Source organism: Roseobacter sp. HKCC-CH-9351 (assembly GCF_037830295.1).
Taxonomy (GTDB): domain Bacteria; phylum Pseudomonadota; class Alphaproteobacteria; order Rhodobacterales; family Rhodobacteraceae; genus M30B80.
On sequence record NZ_JBBLYM010000001.1, the window covers coordinates 1614809 to 1633379 of the forward strand.

General features: G+C 57.7%; 17 protein-coding genes. 4 read left to right on the plus strand and 13 right to left on the minus strand.

The features are described 5' to 3' along the window. Positions 1–36: 36 nt before the first annotated feature. The 4 genes from AAC632_RS08115 to gap (AAC632_RS08130) form a co-directional block, all read right to left on the minus strand. Positions 37–336: an FtsB family cell division protein gene (locus tag AAC632_RS08115; protein WP_340297024.1), complete on the minus strand. Its 300-nt coding sequence runs from the start codon at positions 334–336 to the stop codon at positions 37–39. A gap of 147 nt (positions 337–483) precedes the next feature. Next, a complete protein-coding gene (locus tag AAC632_RS08120; protein WP_340297022.1) occupies positions 484–1662 on the minus strand; it encodes a phosphoglycerate kinase in 1179 nt (392 codons plus the stop codon). Positions 1663–1773: 111 nt separating this feature from the next. After that, positions 1774–2775, minus strand: coding sequence for a type I glyceraldehyde-3-phosphate dehydrogenase (gene gap, locus AAC632_RS08125; protein ID WP_340297020.1), 1002 nt, complete (start codon positions 2773–2775; stop codon positions 1774–1776). Positions 2776–3254: 479 nt separating this feature from the next. Further along, positions 3255–4259 (minus strand): type I glyceraldehyde-3-phosphate dehydrogenase, encoded by a 1005-nt coding sequence (gap, locus tag AAC632_RS08130; RefSeq protein WP_340297018.1) that lies wholly within the window; start codon positions 4257–4259, stop codon positions 3255–3257. A gap of 187 nt (positions 4260–4446) precedes the next feature. Here gap (AAC632_RS08130) and AAC632_RS08135 point away from each other — a divergent pair, with 187 nt between their 5' ends. Beyond that, positions 4447–5391, plus strand: a complete 945-nt coding sequence (locus AAC632_RS08135) for a DUF808 domain-containing protein (RefSeq protein WP_340297016.1) — start codon at positions 4447–4449, stop codon at positions 5389–5391. A gap of 41 nt (positions 5392–5432) precedes the next feature. On the opposite strand, the gene tkt is transcribed toward AAC632_RS08135, so the two are convergent. After that, positions 5433–7448: a transketolase gene (gene tkt / locus AAC632_RS08140; RefSeq protein WP_340297014.1), complete on the minus strand. Its 2016-nt coding sequence runs from the start codon at positions 7446–7448 to the stop codon at positions 5433–5435. A gap of 291 nt (positions 7449–7739) precedes the next feature. Here tkt and AAC632_RS08145 point away from each other — a divergent pair, with 291 nt between their 5' ends. Then, positions 7740–8474, plus strand: a complete 735-nt coding sequence (locus tag AAC632_RS08145; protein ID WP_340297012.1) for a hypothetical protein — start codon at positions 7740–7742, stop codon at positions 8472–8474. Further along, on the plus strand, positions 8474–8977 hold the full coding sequence (locus AAC632_RS08150) for a cell division protein ZapA (protein ID WP_340297011.1): 504 nt from the start codon (positions 8474–8476) through the stop codon (positions 8975–8977). The genes AAC632_RS08145 and AAC632_RS08150 overlap by 1 nt, the downstream gene beginning before the upstream one ends. A gap of 14 nt (positions 8978–8991) precedes the next feature. On the opposite strand, the gene AAC632_RS08155 is transcribed toward AAC632_RS08150, so the two are convergent. Continuing rightward, positions 8992–9654, minus strand: a complete 663-nt coding sequence (locus AAC632_RS08155) for an SDR family NAD(P)-dependent oxidoreductase (RefSeq protein WP_340297009.1) — start codon at positions 9652–9654, stop codon at positions 8992–8994. Positions 9655–9820: 166 nt separating this feature from the next. Between AAC632_RS08155 and AAC632_RS08160 the strand changes: the two genes are divergently transcribed. Then, complete coding sequence (locus AAC632_RS08160) at positions 9821–10393, plus strand: biotin transporter BioY (protein ID WP_340297007.1); 573 nt, start codon at positions 9821–9823, stop codon at positions 10391–10393. A 70-nt stretch (positions 10394–10463) separates the two neighbouring features. Here AAC632_RS08160 and purF read toward each other — a convergent pair whose 3' ends face one another. From purF to AAC632_RS08195, 7 genes are all read right to left on the minus strand, one after another. Next, positions 10464–11969, minus strand: a complete 1506-nt coding sequence (gene purF / locus AAC632_RS08165) for an amidophosphoribosyltransferase (RefSeq protein ID WP_340297005.1) — start codon at positions 11967–11969, stop codon at positions 10464–10466. 173 nt (positions 11970–12142) lie between these two features. Then, a complete protein-coding gene (locus tag AAC632_RS08170; RefSeq protein WP_340297003.1) occupies positions 12143–12751 on the minus strand; it encodes a CvpA family protein in 609 nt (202 codons plus the stop codon). A 26-nt stretch (positions 12752–12777) separates the two neighbouring features. Then, positions 12778–14145 (minus strand): DNA repair protein RadA, encoded by a 1368-nt coding sequence (radA, locus tag AAC632_RS08175; protein ID WP_340297001.1) that lies wholly within the window; start codon positions 14143–14145, stop codon positions 12778–12780. 49 nt (positions 14146–14194) lie between these two features. Then, a complete protein-coding gene (locus AAC632_RS08180) occupies positions 14195–14941 on the minus strand; it encodes an ABC transporter ATP-binding protein (protein ID WP_340296999.1) in 747 nt (248 codons plus the stop codon). Further along, complete coding sequence (locus AAC632_RS08185) at positions 14938–15726, minus strand: MlaE family ABC transporter permease (RefSeq protein WP_340260915.1); 789 nt, start codon at positions 15724–15726, stop codon at positions 14938–14940. The genes AAC632_RS08180 and AAC632_RS08185 overlap by 4 nt, the downstream gene beginning before the upstream one ends. A gap of 2 nt (positions 15727–15728) precedes the next feature. Beyond that, positions 15729–16778, minus strand: a complete 1050-nt coding sequence (gene alr, locus AAC632_RS08190; RefSeq protein ID WP_340296997.1) for an alanine racemase — start codon at positions 16776–16778, stop codon at positions 15729–15731. 90 nt (positions 16779–16868) lie between these two features. Continuing rightward, on the minus strand, positions 16869–18395 hold the full coding sequence (locus AAC632_RS08195) for a replicative DNA helicase (protein WP_340296995.1): 1527 nt from the start codon (positions 18393–18395) through the stop codon (positions 16869–16871). Between the last annotated feature and the right edge of the window lie 176 nt (positions 18396–18571).

Here is an 18571-nt window from a genome sequence, read left to right on the forward strand (position 1 = left end):
AAGGCAGAATGCGGCGGTTGAGGGGGTTTTTTTGCCTTAACGCAGGACGATCTCATCCGCGCGCAGATAGCCGAGGATTTCGCGGGCTTGCTCATCCAGAAGGTCAAGGTCAAGGAACGTGTCGGACATGCGCCGTGTCAGCGTCTCAAGATGGGCCGTTTCAGCCTGCAACGCCGCCAATTCGAGACGCAGCTCATCGGCTTCCGCTTCGATTTGGATGCGCTCGAACAGGCCCGAGTCCCCTTGGATCGCGACAAGCCCAAAATACCCACCGACCAAAATCAGCGTGATCTGAAGAACTGCTCCCGCAAGGGAAAGTTTGCGTGTCTTCGACATGCGTTACTGCCTCATCAATTCGGCATTCTTTGAGTTTGTGCCGATATCGTGCGGGAAGATTCGCATATCCCAATCGAAAAGGGAATCCCTCTGATTCGATTTTTTTTATATTTAGAGTCAGATATTTATAGCACTAAATTTAGGGGGTCAGACCCCAAGCGCCGCAACACCTGGGAGGGTTTTACCCTCCATCCATTCAAGAAAGGCGCCGCCTGCGGTTGAGATATAGGTGAAATGCTCCGCCGCGCCCGATTTATTGAGGGCCGCGACCGTATCCCCGCCGCCTGCGACAGAAATCAGATGGCCTGTTTTGGTGGCCTGTGCCGCCGCTTGTGCGGCCGCGTTCGTGGCCGCGTCAAAGGGGCTAAGTTCAAAGGCGCCAAGCGGGCCGTTCCAGATCAAGGTTTTTGAAGTTTCAATCTGGCCAATGATGGCGGCCACGCTGTTCGGGCCTGCATCCAAAATCATTGCATCCTTGGGCACGGCCGTGCTTGCAACCACCTCATGCGCAGCACCCGATTTGAATTCGCGGGCAATGACCACATCGTTTGACAAAATGATGGCACAACCCGTGGTTTTTGCGTGATCCAAAATGTCGCGCGCCGTTTGCGCCAGATCATGTTCGCACAAAGACGCGCCGACATCATGGCCCTGTGCCGCCAAAAACGTATTGGCCATGCCGCCCCCGATTACGAGGCGATCCACCTTACTAACCAGATTGTGCAGAAGATCCAGCTTGGTCGAGACTTTTGCCCCGCCAACAACGGCCATAACAGGGCGGGCAGGGGTGCCAAGTGCGGCTTCCAATGCGGCCAATTCCGCAGCCATCAGGCGGCCCGCGCAAGAGGGCAGCAAATGCGCGACCCCTTCGGTTGAGGCATGCGCCCGATGCGCCGCTGAAAAAGCGTCATTGCAGTAAATGTCACCAAGCCCTGCAAGGAATTGCGCCATTTGCGGATCGTTTGCCTCCTCCATCGGAGAAAAGCGAGTGTTCTCAACCAAGATCACAGCATCCGTGGGGGTTGCCTCAATCGCGGCGCGGCTTGGGGTTTCGATGAAAATTACCTCATGCCCCAGCGCGGCCTCAAGGGCAGGCGTCAGTTGCGCTAGGCTCATTTCTGGAACGGGGCGCCCTTTCGGGCGGCCAAAATGGGCCAAAAGAACCACGCGGCCACCTTTCGTGCGGATGTCGCGGATCGTGGGGATGATCTTCTCAATCCGTGTCGCATCGGTGACGCGGCCATTTTCCATCGGCACGTTGATGTCGACACGGGTCAGCACCGTTTTGCCCGCAAGATCGAGATCATCCAAGGTGTTCCACGCCATTTGCGGCCTCCGATATTTGGGAAATACAGTCATCCTTGCGCTAGACTTTTCCAGCAAAAAGGTCAATTTTTTGGCAAAGAAAAAGGCGCGGTGTTCCGCGCCTTTTTGTCTTTAGATTAGTTTTCCCATCGCCACGGCCGTATCGGCCATGCGGTTTGAGAAGCCCCATTCATTATCATACCAACTCAGAACGCGGCACATATTGCCATCCATCACTTTGGTCTGATCCAAATGGAAGATCGAGGAGCGGGGATCATGATTAAAATCCATCGAGACATTAGGCTGATCCGTCACGCCCAAAATTCCCTTAAGCGGGCCATTGGCCGCCTCGATCACTGCCTCGTTGATTTCTTCAACTGATGTGGCGCGGGCCGCCTCAAAGGTCAGATCAACAACCGAGACATTCGGTGTCGGCACGCGAATTGCGACCCCGTCCAGCTTGCCATTCAATTCGGGCAAAACCAAACCAACGGCGCGCGCGGCCCCTGTTGAGGTGGGGATCATGCTCATCGCGGCGGCGCGGGCGCGATAGAGGTCCTTGTGCATCGTGTCCAAGGTCGGCTGATCGCCCGTGTAGCTGTGGATAGTTGTCATAAAGCCGCGCGAAATGCCGATGGCATTGTGGATCGCGAAGGCCACAGGGCTAAGGCAGTTCGTGGTGCAAGAGGCGTTCGAGACGATGATGTCGTCCTTCGTCAATGTGCCGTGGTTGACCCCGTAAACGATGGTCTTATCCGCCCCTTTTGAAGGGGCCGAAACCAAGACACGCGAAGCCCCGTTTTCAAGATGCACGGCGGCCTTGTCGCGGTCGGTGAAAATGCCCGTGCATTCCAAGACGATATTAATGTGACCCCATGGCAATTCAGCGGGGTTACGAATGGCGGTGACCTCAATTGGGCCGCGCCCCACGTCAATGGTCGTCTCGGTTGTTTTCACTTCGGCGGGAAAGCGGCCATGCACGCTGTCAAAACGCAAAAGATGCGCGTTGGTTTCAACAGGCCCCAGATCATTGATTGCGACCACCTCAATATCGGTGCGGCCCGACTCGATGATCGCGCGCAGCACGTTGCGTCCAATCCGACCAAACCCATTAATGGCAACTTTAACAGCCATAATCCCCTCCAGTGCGCCAAGCATGGCATTGTTAGCGGTAACAGTTGCGGGTGGTATAGTCCCTTAGCTGCGAAAAGGAAAGGGGATCTCTAGCGCCAGAACGCCATTTTATCGAGGATATGGATCAAATGTTTGCACGCTGCTCTTCGGTCAGACGCTCATAGCCAGAGGCCTGTGCCGCCAAAGGCAGGGCGGTGGTCAGGGCCAGTGCTGCGACAAAGGTCGATGTTTTCATAAAAGACATGTGGATTTCCTTTCTGCTGTGGTGAACGGCCCACCTGTTTGTGGCGGCCTTGTGAGACAGGATTTGTGAGGAAATCGCCCCGATCGCCATTGGACGCGGGTTATAAATCGGAGAGTTCGATCTCTGGTTGGGGGCATTATAACTTGGGTTTAGGCCGTTCAGGGGATGAAAAAGCAAAAACCCTGCCATGCATCATGGCTGGGTTTTATAAAAAGTCGTGACCTAGGACGGGGGTTTAGGCGATCAGGCGCCCCATGGCAGCAGAGACATCCGCCATACGCGCCGAAAATCCCCATTCATTGTCATACCATGCCAAAACACGAACCGTGCGCCCACCGATGACCTTTGTCTGATCTGGCGCAAAAATCGAGCTATGCGTGGTGTGATTGAAATCAATCGAAACCTTGGGTTCTGGGTCATAGGCCAGGACGATGCGCATATGGCCCTCGGCCGCATCGCGCATGATTTGGTTAACCTCCTCCACCGATGTATCGCGCCCCGCCTCAAAGGTCAGATCAACGCAAGATACATTCGGGGTTGGAACCCGCATGGCCGTGCCATCCAACCGACCTTCGAGTTCAGGCAGAACTTCTTTCAGCGCTTTTGCAGCGCCAGTTGATGTGGGGATCATCGCCATAGCGGCAGCACGCGCGCGGTAAAGATCGGAATGGCGGCGGTCTAGCGTGGGCTGATCGCCCGTGTAGCTGTGGATCGTGGTCATGATCCCGCGCTCAATACCAATCGCCTCATTCAGCACTTTTGCCAAAGGGGCCAAGCAATTCGTGGTGCAAGACCCGTTCGAGACGACATGATGATCTTCGCGCAGATCGCGGTGGTTCACACCATAGACGATGGTTTTATCGGCTTGTTTCGCGGGGGCCGAGACCAAGACCCGCTTTGCGCCGCGGGTCAAATGGACTGCGGCCGCGTCACGATTGTTGAACTTGCCTGTGCATTCAAGAACGACATCGCAGCCCTCCCAATCCAACTCTTGTGGGTCGTAGGTGGAAAAGACTTTGATCGGGCCTTGGCCTAAATCCATTGTGTCCTCGGTCAGGCGCACCTCGCCGCCAAAACGGCCATGCACGCTGTCATATTTTAGAAGATGCGCATTGATCTCAAGCGGGCCAGTCGCGTTGATTTTGACCACTTGCACATCGTTGCGTGCCGCCTCTGCGATATGGGCAAGTGTGCACCGCCCGATGCGGCCAAATCCATTGATGCCAAGGGTGATGGTCATGATCTTGTCTCCAATCCGATTTGCGCTCTTGCTTGACCGCATACAAAAGCCGCGCCCGATCCCCAAGGAAAAAATGACTAATTTTCAAAATGTTAGCGAAAACACCCGATGTTAGCGCGAACGGTTGCGCGAACATGCTGCGCCGCTATGCTAAGGGCGGCTGTTGGGTGCAAAAGGATTGGGGTGGATGAGCGGATTATTGGCGCTGTTGGATGATGTCGCGGCTTTGACCAAGGTTGCGGCGGCCTCCGTGGACGATATCGCGGCACAAGCAGCCAAAGCGGGGGCAAAAGCCGCAGGCGCGGTGATTGATGACGCGGCCGTCACCCCCAAATATCTCACAGGGTTTTCGCCAGAGCGTGAATTGCCGATTGTCTGGAAGATCGCGCGCGGCTCGATTGTCAATAAATTGGTGATCCTTTTGCCTGTGGCGCTCCTGTTGTCGCAATTCGCCCCTTGGACGATTCCGCCCCTGTTGATGATGGGGGGGGCTTATTTGTGTTATGAGGGGGCAGAAAAGATCCTTCATGCCTTTCGCCCGCATTCCGAGACGCGCGATCCTGCGGCAAGCGACCCCGCCCATTTAGAAGAGGCGCGTGTCAAAGGTGCGATCAAAACAGATTTCATCCTTTCCGCTGAAATCATGACCATCGCGCTCTCGGCGCTTGAGGCGCCAAGCCTGATTTATGCGGGTTTCGCGCTTGCCCTTGTGGCGATCGGCATCACCGCTTTGGTCTATGGGTCGGTCGCCCTGATTGTGAAGGCCGATGATGTGGGGCTGCATTTGGCGCATACCGACCGCGCGCCCGCCTTACAACGTCTGGGGCGGGGGGTCGTGGCCGCGATGCCCAGCTTCCTGCTGTGGCTCACCCGAATTGGCACAGCGGCGATGCTGTGGGTGGGGGGCGCCATCCTTCTGCACGGGGCCGCGCAACTGGGCTGGCCCGCCCCAGAGGAGATGCTGCATCACCTCAGCCTTGTCGCAGCGGATGCTGTGGCCGCGGCCCACGGAGTGGTGGAGTGGGCGGTGTTCGCCCTTGGCGCAGGTATTTTGGGCTTGGGTGTTGGGGCCTGTTTGATCCCGCTCGTTGCGGTGATCCTGCCACTTTTCCCAAAGAAAAAGGGCGTGTAGGAGGCCCCCACACGCCCGATTTTGTTTCTTAGGTTCTGTGCTTAAAGGCGCGCTTTGACCTCGGCCTCGACCGCCTCTGCGGTGATGCCGAAATGCTCGTAGAGAACTTCAGCAGGGGCAGAAGCGCCAAAGCTGTTCATCCCAACAAAGCCCGCCTTGGCCTCACGACCACGCTCGCCCAACAACCAGCGATCCCAAGGCTGACGCACAGCGGCCTCAACCGCAATGCGCACGGGCCCTGCAGGTAGAACGCGCTTGCGATAGGCTTCGTCTTGCTCGGCAAAGAGTTCCATAGACGGCACCGAGACAACCCGTGTTCCGATACCTTCGGCCTGCAACTTGTCGCGGGCCGCCATGGCAATTTCGACTTCCGACCCTGTTGCCATCAAGATCACCTGACGCTTGCCTTCGGCCTCGGCCAAAACATAGGCCCCTTGGGCGGCCAAATTGCGCGAGACATGTTTTCTGCGCAACGTGGGCAGGTTTTGACGGGTCAGGGCCAACACGCTGGGGCGGTTTGGTTGCGACAGCGCGATTTCCCAACATTCCGCGGTTTCCACCGCATCGGCAGGGCGCATCACAAGGCAATTTGGCGTGGCGCGCATCATGGCGAGATGCTCAACAGGTTGGTGGGTTGGGCCATCCTCGCCAACGCCGATGCTGTCATGGGTCATCACATAGACCACGTTAATCCCCATCAAAGCGGAAAGTCGCATCGAGGGGCGCGCGTAATCGGTAAAGGTAAAGAATGTCCCGCCATAGGGGCGCACGCCCCCATGCAGCGCCATACCGTTCATCGCTGCCGCCATGCCATGCTCGCGGATGCCGTAATGGACATAGCGCCCTTTGCGGTTCTCGGGGGTGAAAATCCCCATATCGCCCGTTTTGGTATTGTTCGACCCCGTCAAATCCGCAGAGCCGCCCAAGGTTTCCTTCATGATCGGGTTGATCACGGCAAGGGCCATTTCACTGGCCTTGCGGGTCGCCACTTTGGGCGCCTCATCCGCGAGGGATTTTTTATAGCGGCGCAGCGCATTGCCCAATTTCGCGGGAACCTCGCCTGCAAAGGTGCGGGTAAACTCGGCCTGTTTGGCGGCGGGCAGGGCGGCAAGACGGGCTTCCCATTGGGCGCGCGCGGTGGCGCCTTTTGCGCCGACAGCTTTCCACCAGTTTTTGAGATCGGCAGGGATTTCAAAGGCCCCATGCGTCCAGCCATAGGCGGCCTTCGTGTCAGCCACCACTTTTGGGTCGGTCAATGCGCCGTGGCCCTTGGGGGTGTCCTGCGCGGCAGAGCCGATTGCGATATGGGTTTTGCAAGCCACCATTGCAGGGCGCGAGCTTGCCTTGGCGGCCGTGATCGCGCGGTCGATATCGGCGGCATCATGGCCGTCGCAGTCAAACACATCCCACCCTGCGGCGGCAAAGCGGGCGCGTTGATCCACACGGCAGGCCATATCGACTGTGCCATCGATGGTGATGTTATTGTCATCCCAAAGCACAATCAGGCGGCTGAGTTCATGACGCCCTGCAAGACCGATAGCCTCTTGGCTGATGCCCTCCATCAGGCAGCCATCGCCCGCGATGCAATAGGTGTAGTGATCCATAATCTTTGCGCCCCATGTGGCGCGCAGATGTTCCTCGGCCATGGCAAAGCCAACTGCGTTGGAAATCCCTTGCCCCAAGGGACCTGTGGTCGTCTCAACCCCTTCGACATGGCCAAATTCAGGATGGCCCGCTGTGATGGCGCCCAGCTGACGGAAATTCTTGATCTGCTCCAATGTCATCTGCTTGTAACCCGTGAGATACAGCAGCGCATAGATCAGCATCGAGCCATGGCCCGCCGACAGAATAAAGCGGTCACGATTTGGCCAGTTCGGGGCCGATGCGTCAAAAGAGAGGTGCTTGTCAAACAGCACGGTCGCAACATCCGCCATCCCCATCGGCATACCAGAATGGCCCGAATTCGCGGCGGCCACCCCGTCAAGGGCAAGCGTGCGGATACAGGCGGCGCGGCGCCAATGGTCAGGATTGCGGGCGGCAAGTGCAGAAAGATCCATATCAATGTCCTAGAAGAGGGCTGCGGGAGTGCTTGTGCGAGCGTTAACGCGCACGGGTTTAGCAGGGCGTGACCAAAGTTCAAGCCCGAAGCCCACGCCCAAATCCTATTGGTCGCTAAAGACGCAAGGGTTGCCTTAGATCAAGAAATCCTGCCAAACTCCCGAAATTGGATCATAATGTGTCGCAGGGGTTCAGATTCGGCCCGCACGATCTGACATGGTCTGCGTGATACGACTGCCGCGTAAATGTTTCATGAGGCGATCCAAACGCCCGCAATTGGGGGAGGCAAAATGAGCGATCCTTTGGCCATTGAAAAAGTCGATCAGCTTGAGGCGCGCCTCTCAGCTGCGCTTGCGCGGATTGATGCGGCGATGGGAAAGGCCCGCGCCCTCGCAAACCGCACTGCGTCCTCGGATGAACTGTCCGATCTGCGCGAGGAATTGGCGCTAGAGCAGCGCACGCGATTGGATCTGGCGGCACGGCTTAAAGCGATGGAGGCTCAGGCGCAGGGCAGCACGGATGGAGCCGAATTGCGGGCCGCTGAGGCCGAGGCCACGCGGGATGCGCTCAAGGCCGAATTGGCAGCCGCCCGTGCCGAGGTTGAGCAGCTGAAATCTGACCTTGCCCAATCTACCACCCAAGCAGCGGCCGCATCTGATGCCGTCCAAATACCTGAAGCCACGGGCGAGAGTGAGGTGCAAATCCTGCGGATGCGCGCCGCGCGCTTGCGCGGAGAACGCAACGAGGCCCGCGATGAGCGTGATGCCGCGCGCGATGCGCTCGAGGATCGGGGTGCTCAGATGACGGACAGCACATTGGGCGAATTGCGCGCAACAATCGAAAGGCTGCAAGAGACCTTGGAAGAGTTGCGCGAGGCGCCCGAAGGGAATTTTGATCGCGAATTGCTGCAATCTGGTCTTTTGGCGGAAATTCGTGCGCTCAAGGCGCAGCGCGCCGCCGATGCCCAAGAATTGGCGCAAATTTTGGCCGAGATTGATACCGTGACCGAAGAAGGGGGCGCGTAATGCCTGATGTAACGATTACCATCGGTGGCCGTAATTTCCCAGTCGCCTGCCAAGAGGGCGAGGAACCCCTTCTCAAAGCGGCGGCGAAAATGTTGGACACCGAGGCCTCTGTGGTCTCGGGTCAGATCGGTCGGTTGCCTGCGGAACGGATGTTGCTGATGGCGGGTCTGCTTTTGGCCGATAAAACCCTTGCCAAAACCGATGAGCTTGAGGCCGCGCAAGCCAAAATCAGGGCGATGGAGGAGACGCTGGCCAAGGCTGAGGATCTTTTGCGCAAATCGCAGATGAAAATCGCAGATCTTGAAGCAGCGAAGCCGCCGGCAGAGGTGGCGGTCATCCCTGCGCAAGTGGTGGATGGGTTGGCCGAGCTTGCCGCCCGCGCCGAAGCCTTGGCAGATCGTATCGAAGAAATGCCTGAGGTTGAAGCGCCCCGTCCCACGCCTGTGGCCCCGAAGGCCAAAGCGGCTGCGGTCGAGGACGAAGAAGATTACGATAAAGATTAGCTGACCTTCGGCTTTTAGCCGAAGATCGGTTGTAACAGCCGTTCGGCTTCGTCACTGGGCTTTGCCAACCCTTCCCGATCTTCACCAGGATAAAACCGTGCGCGCAACGCGGTTGGCATGGGCTTTGGATGCAACAGATGCACGTTCGGCCCGTGCTTTTCCGTCTCGGTTTGCCAGTTTTGCACCAAGGCGCGGGTGGCGGCCTTGCTCATACCATAGGTGCCTGCGAATTTCGCGTCCCATGTATCGTCAAAGAAAACGGCATGCGGGTCATCAGACGGCTCAATCAATGGCGCGATCATGGTGATCAAACGCGATACTGCGCGGATATTGGTGCCGATGGCCCGATCAAGGTCTTTTTCCGTGATATGCGGGGCAGGGGTCAGCGCGGTTGCGTGAAAGGCCGCATGCACCCAAATATCGGCGCGCCCCCATCGATCATAAATCGAACGGCACAAATGCGCCATTGCAGCATCGGTGGTAATATCCATGGGGGCAAGCGTGGCTTGCCCGCCTTTGGCTTGGATGCGGTCATCCAATTCTTCCAAAGCGCCCGTGGTGCGGGCAACGGCAATGACATGAGCGCCGCGAGCGGCCAACCATTCCGCCGAGGCTGCCCCAATTCCGCGCGATGCCCCTGTGACGAGGGCGATTTTACCTGACAAAATCTTTTCCATGCCTCCCACATGGGGTGAAAGCAGCGATTTGGCAAGCAGGGTTTTTTGCCGCTCCTGATTTGCGGTGGCTGTGGATAATTTGCGTGCTCTTTGCTTGACTTTGCCGTGCTGCAAGCGGAAAACAGCTTAAACGCGAATTCCCCAGAACCTTTGAGGAGCCCGATTTATGAGCCGTTCTGACTTTCTAACCAAATCCCTGACCACTCCCACAAGCCTTGCGCAAAAAGCGGCATTGGTCTTGGCGGGCTCGCTTGTGATTGCGATTGCGGCGCAAATCTCGGTGCCGATGTTCCCCCTTCCAATGACGCTACAAACCTTAGCAATCCTGACCGTTGCTTTCGCCTTGGGCGCGCGTTTGGGCGTTGCGGCACTTGTGGCCTATTTAGTTGAGGGCGCGATGGGGCTGCCTGTGTTCGCCAATGGCGGTGCAGGTTTTGCCTATATGTTTGGGCCTACCGGTGGTTTCCTTCTGGGCTTTGTTGTGATGGCTTATATCGCGGGTTTGGCTGCGGATCGTGGCATGGCGCGTAAGCCAATCCTTGGCTTTGCTGCGGCACTGGTTGCTTCGGCCGCGCTTTATGTCCCCGGCCTTGCATGGCCTGCCTTGGTCATGGGGGTTGAGCCTTCAACCTTGCTCTCTGGCTGGATGGCGCCCTTCATCGCGGGTGATGTGGTCAAGGCGCTTTTGGCAGCTTTGATTGTGGCGGGTGCGTTTAACTTGCGCAAAGCGGTCCGCTGATCTGCAGTAAAGGTCTAAAGAAAAAGGCCGCTCTTCGGAGCGGCCTTTTTCTTTTGTGCCATGGTGCCGTTTATTCAGCGGCGGCGGGTTCGTTCATGGCAAAACCTTTGGCGATTTGGTCTGTGGGGCGCACAGGATATTCGCCTGAGAAACAGGCATCGCAATAGGTGGGGTTTTTGGGATCACGGCCCTTGGCCTCACCCACGGCACGATAGAGCCCATCAAGCGAGATAAAGCGCAGGCTGTCCACACCCAGATGGGCGCGCATTTCTTCGGCGCTCATTGTCGCCGCAAGAAGCTTGTCGCGCTGTGGCGTGTCCACCCCGTAAAAACAAGGCCATGCTGTAGGCGGAGAGGCGATGCGGAAATGCACCTCGGCCGCGCCTGCGTCCAAAATCATTTCTTTGATCTTTTGCGAGGTGGTGCCGCGCACAACGCTGTCATCTACCAAGATCACCCGCTTGCCTTCAATCAAGGCGCGGTTGATGTTCAGCTTAAGACGCACACCCATATTGCGGATCTGTTCGGTGGGTTCGATAAAAGTGCGGCCCATATACTGGTTGCGGATGATCCCCATGCCAAACGGGATGCCGCTTTCATGGGCAAACCCGATGGCCGCAGGCGTGCCACTATCGGGCACGGGGCAGACGAGATCTGCCTCAACAGGGGCTTCACGCGCCAATTCCACGCCAATCTGGCGGCGTGTTTCATATACTGACCGCCCGCCCAAAATACTGTCGGGGCGCGAGAAATAGACATGTTCGAAAATGCAAAAGCGCGATTTGCGCTGCTCGAAGGGCATATAGCTTTCGATGCCCTGCGCGGTGATGACGACCATCTCACCGGGCTTGATCTCGCGCACGAATTCGGCGCCGATGATATCAAGCGCACAGGTTTCGGAGGAAAGCGCGTAACCATCGCCGATCTTGCCCAATACCAAGGGGCGCACCCCAAGTGGGTCGCGCACACCCATCAATTTTGTGCGCGTCATGGCCACAACCGAAAACGCGCCCTCTACGCGGCGCAGCGCGTCTTTCATACGCTCGGGGATATTTTTCTGATAGCTGCGCGCCATCAGGTGAATGATGCACTCACTGTCCGATGAGGATTGGAAGATGGACCCGCGTTCAATCAATTCGCGGCGCAGTTCATCGGCGTTGACGATATTTCCATTATGCGCAATCGCGGCCCCACCCATGGCGAATTCGCCAAAAAAGGGCTGCACATCACGAATTGCCGTGTTGCCCTTATTGCCTGCCGTGGAATAACGCACATGGCCGATTGCAAGCGCACCTGGCAGCGTGCCCATCACACTGGCATTGGTAAAATTATCGCGCACATATCCGAAACGGCGGGCCGAGTTGAACCCTTCGACAGGGTCATAGCTGACTATCCCGCCCGCTTCTTGGCCGCGATGTTGCAACGCATGCAGGCCAAGGGCCACAAAATTCGCGGCATCCGCCACACCGATCACACCAAAGACGCCGCATTCTTCACGCAGCTTATCATCAGAGAGGGGATCAAAGGGATGGGCGGGGAATTGTGCGGTGCGCGGGGACGCAAAATTGCTGGGCATCGGCGGGCTCCTGCCTGCGGTCATAGCCGAAAGCTACGGAAATGGGCGAGTCGGTTGCACGTCTTACCTAGGACAAAGGCGCGGCGCTGTCACCTATTAGCTGTCATGAATGCGTCACAATTTGCGCTCGAAATTCACGTATAATTTTACCGCAACGCGGCGCGGGCACGCACTTACGCTGCGGGCACGGATAGGATTGCGCGCGCGCTTTGCGTGTCGCCTGCGGCAGGGGCCACGCATCCTGCGGTCAGCCCCTCATAGCGACCGATCAACCAACCCGGCGCATCGCTTGGGATTTCGCTGTCGATTTGCGTGGTAAGCGAGGCAAAGATTTGTGCGGTTTGGCTGTTCACGACTGCCGCTGCAGGGTCGCTGCCTGCCAGTCGGTCATAGGCGACCAAGGCCACGGCCACTAAGGCCACACCGCGCAGCACGCCAAAGAAAAGACCCGCACCCGCGTCAAACCCGCCTAGCTTTGTTTTCTGGATGAACGAGGAAAACAGCGGCGAGAAGAGCGAGACTACAATCAGCGTCACAGCAAAGGCTGCCGAAAAGCCCAAGATCATGCCCAATTCGCAGCTGTCATCGACATATGGCCCGATATAGGGAATTTCCGAGATCAGTGGGCGCACTTCAGGTGCGGCCCAATAGGCCACGATGGCGGCGGAGATCCAGCCCAAGATTGACATGACCTCCCGCACAAAACCGCGCGAATAGGCCAAGATGGCCGAGATGAAAATCACCCCGCCTGCAATGCCGTCAATCATCGTGAACCCATCCATCGCCCGCTCCCTCACTTATTTTGGCGCTAGCCCGCGCCGAATATATCGCCCACAAATCGCGTCATATCCGCCATTTGCATCAGCTTAACACCCCCGACCGAGCCAAAATTGCAGCCCTCTGGCGCGATCACAGTCGAGAAACCAAGTTTTTGCGCTTCTTTCAACCTGTTTTCCGCCTGTGCCACGGGCCGAAGCGCGCCAGATAGACTTAATTCGCCAAAAATCACCGACCCTTGTGGCAGCGCCGCATCCTCGCGCGCGCTTAGCAAGGCGGCAGCAACCGCCAGATCAGCCGCAGGTTCAGTGATCCGCAACCCGCCTGCGATGTTGAGATAAACATCAAGCCCCGCAAAGGCGATCCCCACACGGGCCTCAAGCACCGCCAAGATCATGGCAAGCCGTGCGCTGTCCCAGCCCACAACCGCACGGCGGGGTTGACCAAGCGGGGAGGGGGCGACCAAGGCTTGGATTTCGACCAAGACGGGTCTTGTGCCCTCAATGCCTGCAAAGACCGCCGATCCGGGTGAGGCGGTTTCATTCTCTGAGAGAAACAGAGCAGACGGGTTTGCAACCTCGGAGAGGCCCGCACCGGTCATTTCAAAAACACCAATCTCACACGCAGGGCCAAAGCGGTTTTTGACCGAGCGCAGAATGCGGAATTGATGACCGCGTTCGCCCTCAAAATATAGCACGCAATCGACCATATGTTCGACCACGCGCGGCCCCGCAATTTGGCCATCTTTGGTGACATGGCCCACCAGGATCACGCTGACCCCACGCCGTTTGGCGAAGGTAACCAATTCATGTGCTGCGGCGCGCACTTGGCTGACAGATCCAGGTGCGCTGTCGACTGTGTCAAGCCACATGGTTTGGATGGAATCGATAATCACCAAATCGGGGCGGGTTTCGTCCAAAGTGGTCAGAATATCGCGCAAATTGGTTTCTGCCGCCAAGGCCATCGGGGCTGCGCCCAGACCCAGACGTTGCGCGCGCATGCGCACCTGTGCGCTGGCCTCCTCGCCCGAGACATAAACAACCGACAGGCCCTTGGCCGCGAAACTGGCCGCAGCTTGCAACAACAGGGTTGATTTCCCGATGCCCGGATCCCCCCCCAAGAGCAGCGCAGAGGCCGGCACAAGCCCGCCACCAAGAACACGATCCAATTCCGCCAAGCCTGAAGGGTGGCGCGGTGGCGGGGCCTCTTGGCTGGCCAAATCCATAAGCGCCATTTTGCGCCCCTTGCCTGCACCCAAGCCCGATTTGGCGGGGCCTGCCGAAAGCGGGGCCTCCTCAACAATCGTGTTCCACTCGCCACAGCCATCGCAACGTCCGATCCATTTTTTATGAACCGTGCCGCATTGGCCGCAGATAAATTGGGTTATAGGTTTTGCCATGGCACAGGATTAGCGCGGGTCGCGCGCTTTGGCCAGAGTATGCTGCGCCTTAGCGCACCGCCTCAATCGGGCCATCGGCAGAGCCTGTGATAAACTGGCGCAAATAGGGGTCATCGGCGCTGTCCATATCCGCCACGGGACCTGTCCATTGGATCACTCCGTCATGCAGCATGGCGATTTTATCGGCAATCGCGCGCACCGAGGACATATCATGGGTGATGGTCATGGCGGTTGCACCCATCTCAACCACGATTTCGCGGATCAAATCATTGATCACGCCCGACATGATCGGATCAAGCCCTGTGGTTGGCTCGTCAAAAAAGATAATTTCAGGCTCCGCTGCAATGGCGCGGGCGAGGCCTACGCGCTTTTGCATGCCTCCTGATAATTCAGACGGGTAAAGGTCAGCGACATCGGGCTTCAGCCCCACACGGCGCAATTTTTCAATCGCGATCTCGCGCGCCTCTGATTTTGGCCGCTTAAGATGGCCGCGCATCAGACGAAAGGCCACGTTCTGCCATACCGGCAGACTGTCAAACAGAGCCGCACCTTGGAACAGCATCCCAAAGCGGGCCAAAAACGGGTCACGCGCGGCGCGGGTGACATCCTCGCCGTCAAGCAGGATCATCCCAATGTCATGGCGCACAAGACCCAAAACCGATTTCAGCAAAACCGATTTGCCCGTGCCAGAGCCGCCAATAATGACCATGCTTTCGCCTTTGGGAACCTCGAGGTTCACGCCGCGCAAGACCTGCTTGGGGCCAAAGGATTTATGGACATCGGACAGGGTAATCATGCGCTGAAAAACACCTCTGTCAGAATGTAGTTTGACGCCAAAATAAGGATAGAGGCCGAGACCACCGCATTGGTTGTGGCGCGGCCCACACCCGCGGCCCCTTTGCCTGAATTCATCCCATGATAGCAGCCCATCATGGCCACGATAAAGCCAAAGACCGCCCCCTTGATCATGCCCGAGATGACATCCCAAGCTTCGAGAAAATCAACGGTGTTCTGAATGTAATTGGCAGCGTTGAACCCAAGCCGCGTTGTGCCGACCAAATAGCCGCCGAAAATCCCGATACTGTCCCCAATCGCCACCAAAAGCGGCAAAGACAGGGTCGCGGCTAAAACCCGGGGTAGGGTCAGATATTTGAGCGGGTTGGTCGAAAGCGTGACCAACGCATCAATCTGTTCGGTCACTTTCATCGTGCCAATCTCGGCGGCAATCGCAGCCGCCACGCGGCCCGCAACCATGAGGCCCCCCAAAACAGGCCCAAGTTCGCGCACCATGCCGATGGCCACAATCGAGGGGACAACCGCTTCGGCATTAAATCGCGCGCCGCCTGAATAGATTTGCAGCGCCAAGGCCCCGCCCGTAAACAGGGCGGTCAGGCCGACCACAGGCAGGGATAAAAACCCAATTTGCATCAGTTGGATCAGGAACTCGCGCGGGTAAAATGGCGGACGAAATAGGTGCGAGACAGTCGCTCCTGCATAAATGCTGACGCGCCCCACACCCGCCAACAGCCCCATAACCGAGCGGCCAATCGTGGCAAGCGGTGCAAGAATGAGTGCAGCCATCCCTAACCCCTTTGATAGTGACGCTGATAGCGCGCGCCAAGCGAGGTGAGGATTTCATAGCCGATCGTGCCCGCATGATCCGCCAGTTGATCCACGCCTTGTGCGGGGCAGAGAATGTCTAGGTGATCTGGCACATCCGCCCCAAGCCCGCTGACATCCACCCCCATCAAATCCATCGACACCCGCCCCGCAAGCGGGCAGGGCGTGTCACCTGCATAGACTGCGGCTTTGCCCGTCATCGCGCGGATCAACCCATCGGCATATCCCGCGGCCACGGTTGCGATCTGGCGGGGGCTGTTGGGGCGATAGCCCGCGCCATAGCCCACAAACTCGCCTGGCTCGACTTGCCGCACTTGGATGACAGGCAGGGAGAGACGCACCACGGGGGTCGCATCCGCAAAGGGCAGCCCCCCATAAAGCCCAATCCCAGGGCGGGTGAGCTCAAAATGATAAGCCTCGCCCAAAAGAACGCCACCCGTGGCAGAGAGCGAACGGGGGTGATGCGTGCCATCGGTCATGGCGCAAAAATTTTCCAATTGCGCGGGATTTTCTGGGTGATCAGGCTCATCAGCGCAGGCCAGATGGCTCATGATCAACTGGCAGGGCCCGCGCTCGGCCTCATCGCGCAAGGCGGCCCAATCAGCCGCCTCCATGCCTAGGCGGTTCATGCCTGTATCAAGTTGAATTCCATAGGGCAGGTCGCCCGCATCGCGGTGGCGGCGGAATTGATCGGCGGAATTCAAAAGGGGGATCAAATTGTGATCCCGCAACAGCGCGTCATCACCTGCCATGTGACCCGAAAAGACGAAAATGCGGGCGTGTGGGAAACCTGCCTTCGTGAGGGCGGCGCGCAGTGCCGCGCCTTCTTCGGCAATTGCCACAAAGAATGTGTCAGCGCCTGCGCGGGCCAAGGCAGGGGCCACGCGCCCTGCGCCCAAGCCATAGCTGTCTGCCTTCACCACCGCGGCCGTTTTCGCGTTGGTCAGGCCGTCAAGGGCGTGCCAATTGGCGACAATCGCGCCCAGATCAATATGAAGCTTTCCAGATGCCATGCGCCTTCTGTCCCGTTTTCATCGGGACCCGTCAAGGGGCAAGGCGGGTTTTGCCCGAAATTCCAACAGATCATGGCACGAATGCGCGCCTTAGTTGTACCCGTCCGCGCCTTGCTGCCATGGTTTGACGAGATTGCCAAATTTGGTGAAGCGCCCCTCAAAGCTTAGCTCAACCGTGCCAACAGGCCCGTGACGCTGCTTGCCGATGATCACCTCGGCCTTGCCATGAAGCGCGTCCATGTCCTGCTGCCATTTTGCCATGGCCTCAAGATTTTCTTCGCCTGGTTTTTCGCGCTCTTTGTAATATTCGCCGCGATAGACGAACATGACCACATCGGCATCTTGCTCGATTGATCCCGATTCCCGAAGGTCTGACAATTGGGGGCGTTTATCATCGCGGTTTTCGACCTGGCGGGACAGCTGCGACAGCGCTATCACAGGAATATCCAATTCCTTCGCAATCGCCTTGAGCCCTTGGGTGATTTCCGAAATTTCGTTCACGCGGTTTTCGTTGCGGCCATTGCCCCGTAACAATTGCAAATAGTCGATGATCAACAAATCCAACCCCTGCGGGCTGCGCTTGAGGCGGCGCGCGCGGGCGGCGACCTGAGCAATCGGCAGCGCGGGGGTGTCGTCAATATACAAGGGGCAATTCTGCAAATCCTGCGCTGCGATCAGATAGCGTTGGAATTCTTGCTCGTTCAAATCGCCTTTGCGGATCAGTTCCGATGGCACCTCGGCCGCCTCTGACAGAACCCGTTGCGCCAATTGCGCAGCAGACATCTCGAGGCTGAAAAAACCCACCACACCGCCATCAATTGTGCCCTCTGTGCCATCATCCTTAAGACCCCGCTTAAAGGCACGCGCCACGTTAAAGGCGATATTGGTGGCAAGCGAGGTTTTCCCCATCGAGGGGCGCCCCGCAAGGATCAAAAGGTCAGAATGGTGCAAACCGCCCAACATCTTATCCAGATCAGCCAAGCCCGTGGAAAGGCCCGCCAAACCGCCCGACCGATTATAGGCCGCATTGGCCATTTCCACCGCATCATGCAGCGCGCGCAAGAATGATTGAAACCCGCGGGATGTGCTGCCCGTTGAGGCGAGTTGGAACAAATCGGACTCGGCCTGCACGATCTGCTCATCGGGCGACACATCTTCGCGCATCGATTGCGCGCGATCCGAAATGGACTTGCCCAAATCTATCAGATTGCGGCGCACAGCCAGATCATGGATCAGCTGGGCGTAATCGCGCGCGGCCGATGTGGCGATGGCCGAAAGCTGCAATTTCAACAGGTATTCGGCCCCTCCAAGAGCGCGCAGACCTTCGTGTTCGGCCATAAAGTTTTTGAGGGTCGTCGCGTCTGTTTGCTGCCCCTTTAGAATGCGCGCCCGCGCAACCTCGAAAATCGCGCCATGCACGGGGTCATAGAAATGCGCAGGTTCAATCAGGTCTTGCAGGCGATCAATGACGTCATTTGACGCCAAAATCGCGCCCAATAATTGCTGTTCGGCTTCGATGTTATGCGGCAGAGGGGAGAGGGCGCTTGCGTCCGTGTCGGGGTCACCATCGCCTGATTTGCGCAATGCTTTGGCATTGAGATTGGCGATCTCGCTCATGATTACTCCCCCAACATATCACACCCTACCTGCGGTATGCTGCGTATGCCGCAGCGTCAATCTGGATATCCTGTGGATATGTTGATCCCCGATAATATCCCCAAGATATGGGTGCCCCCTTTGTAAACCCTACCACATAGGGCAAGGCGGCAGGAATTTTTTTCGGGCCTCTGCTT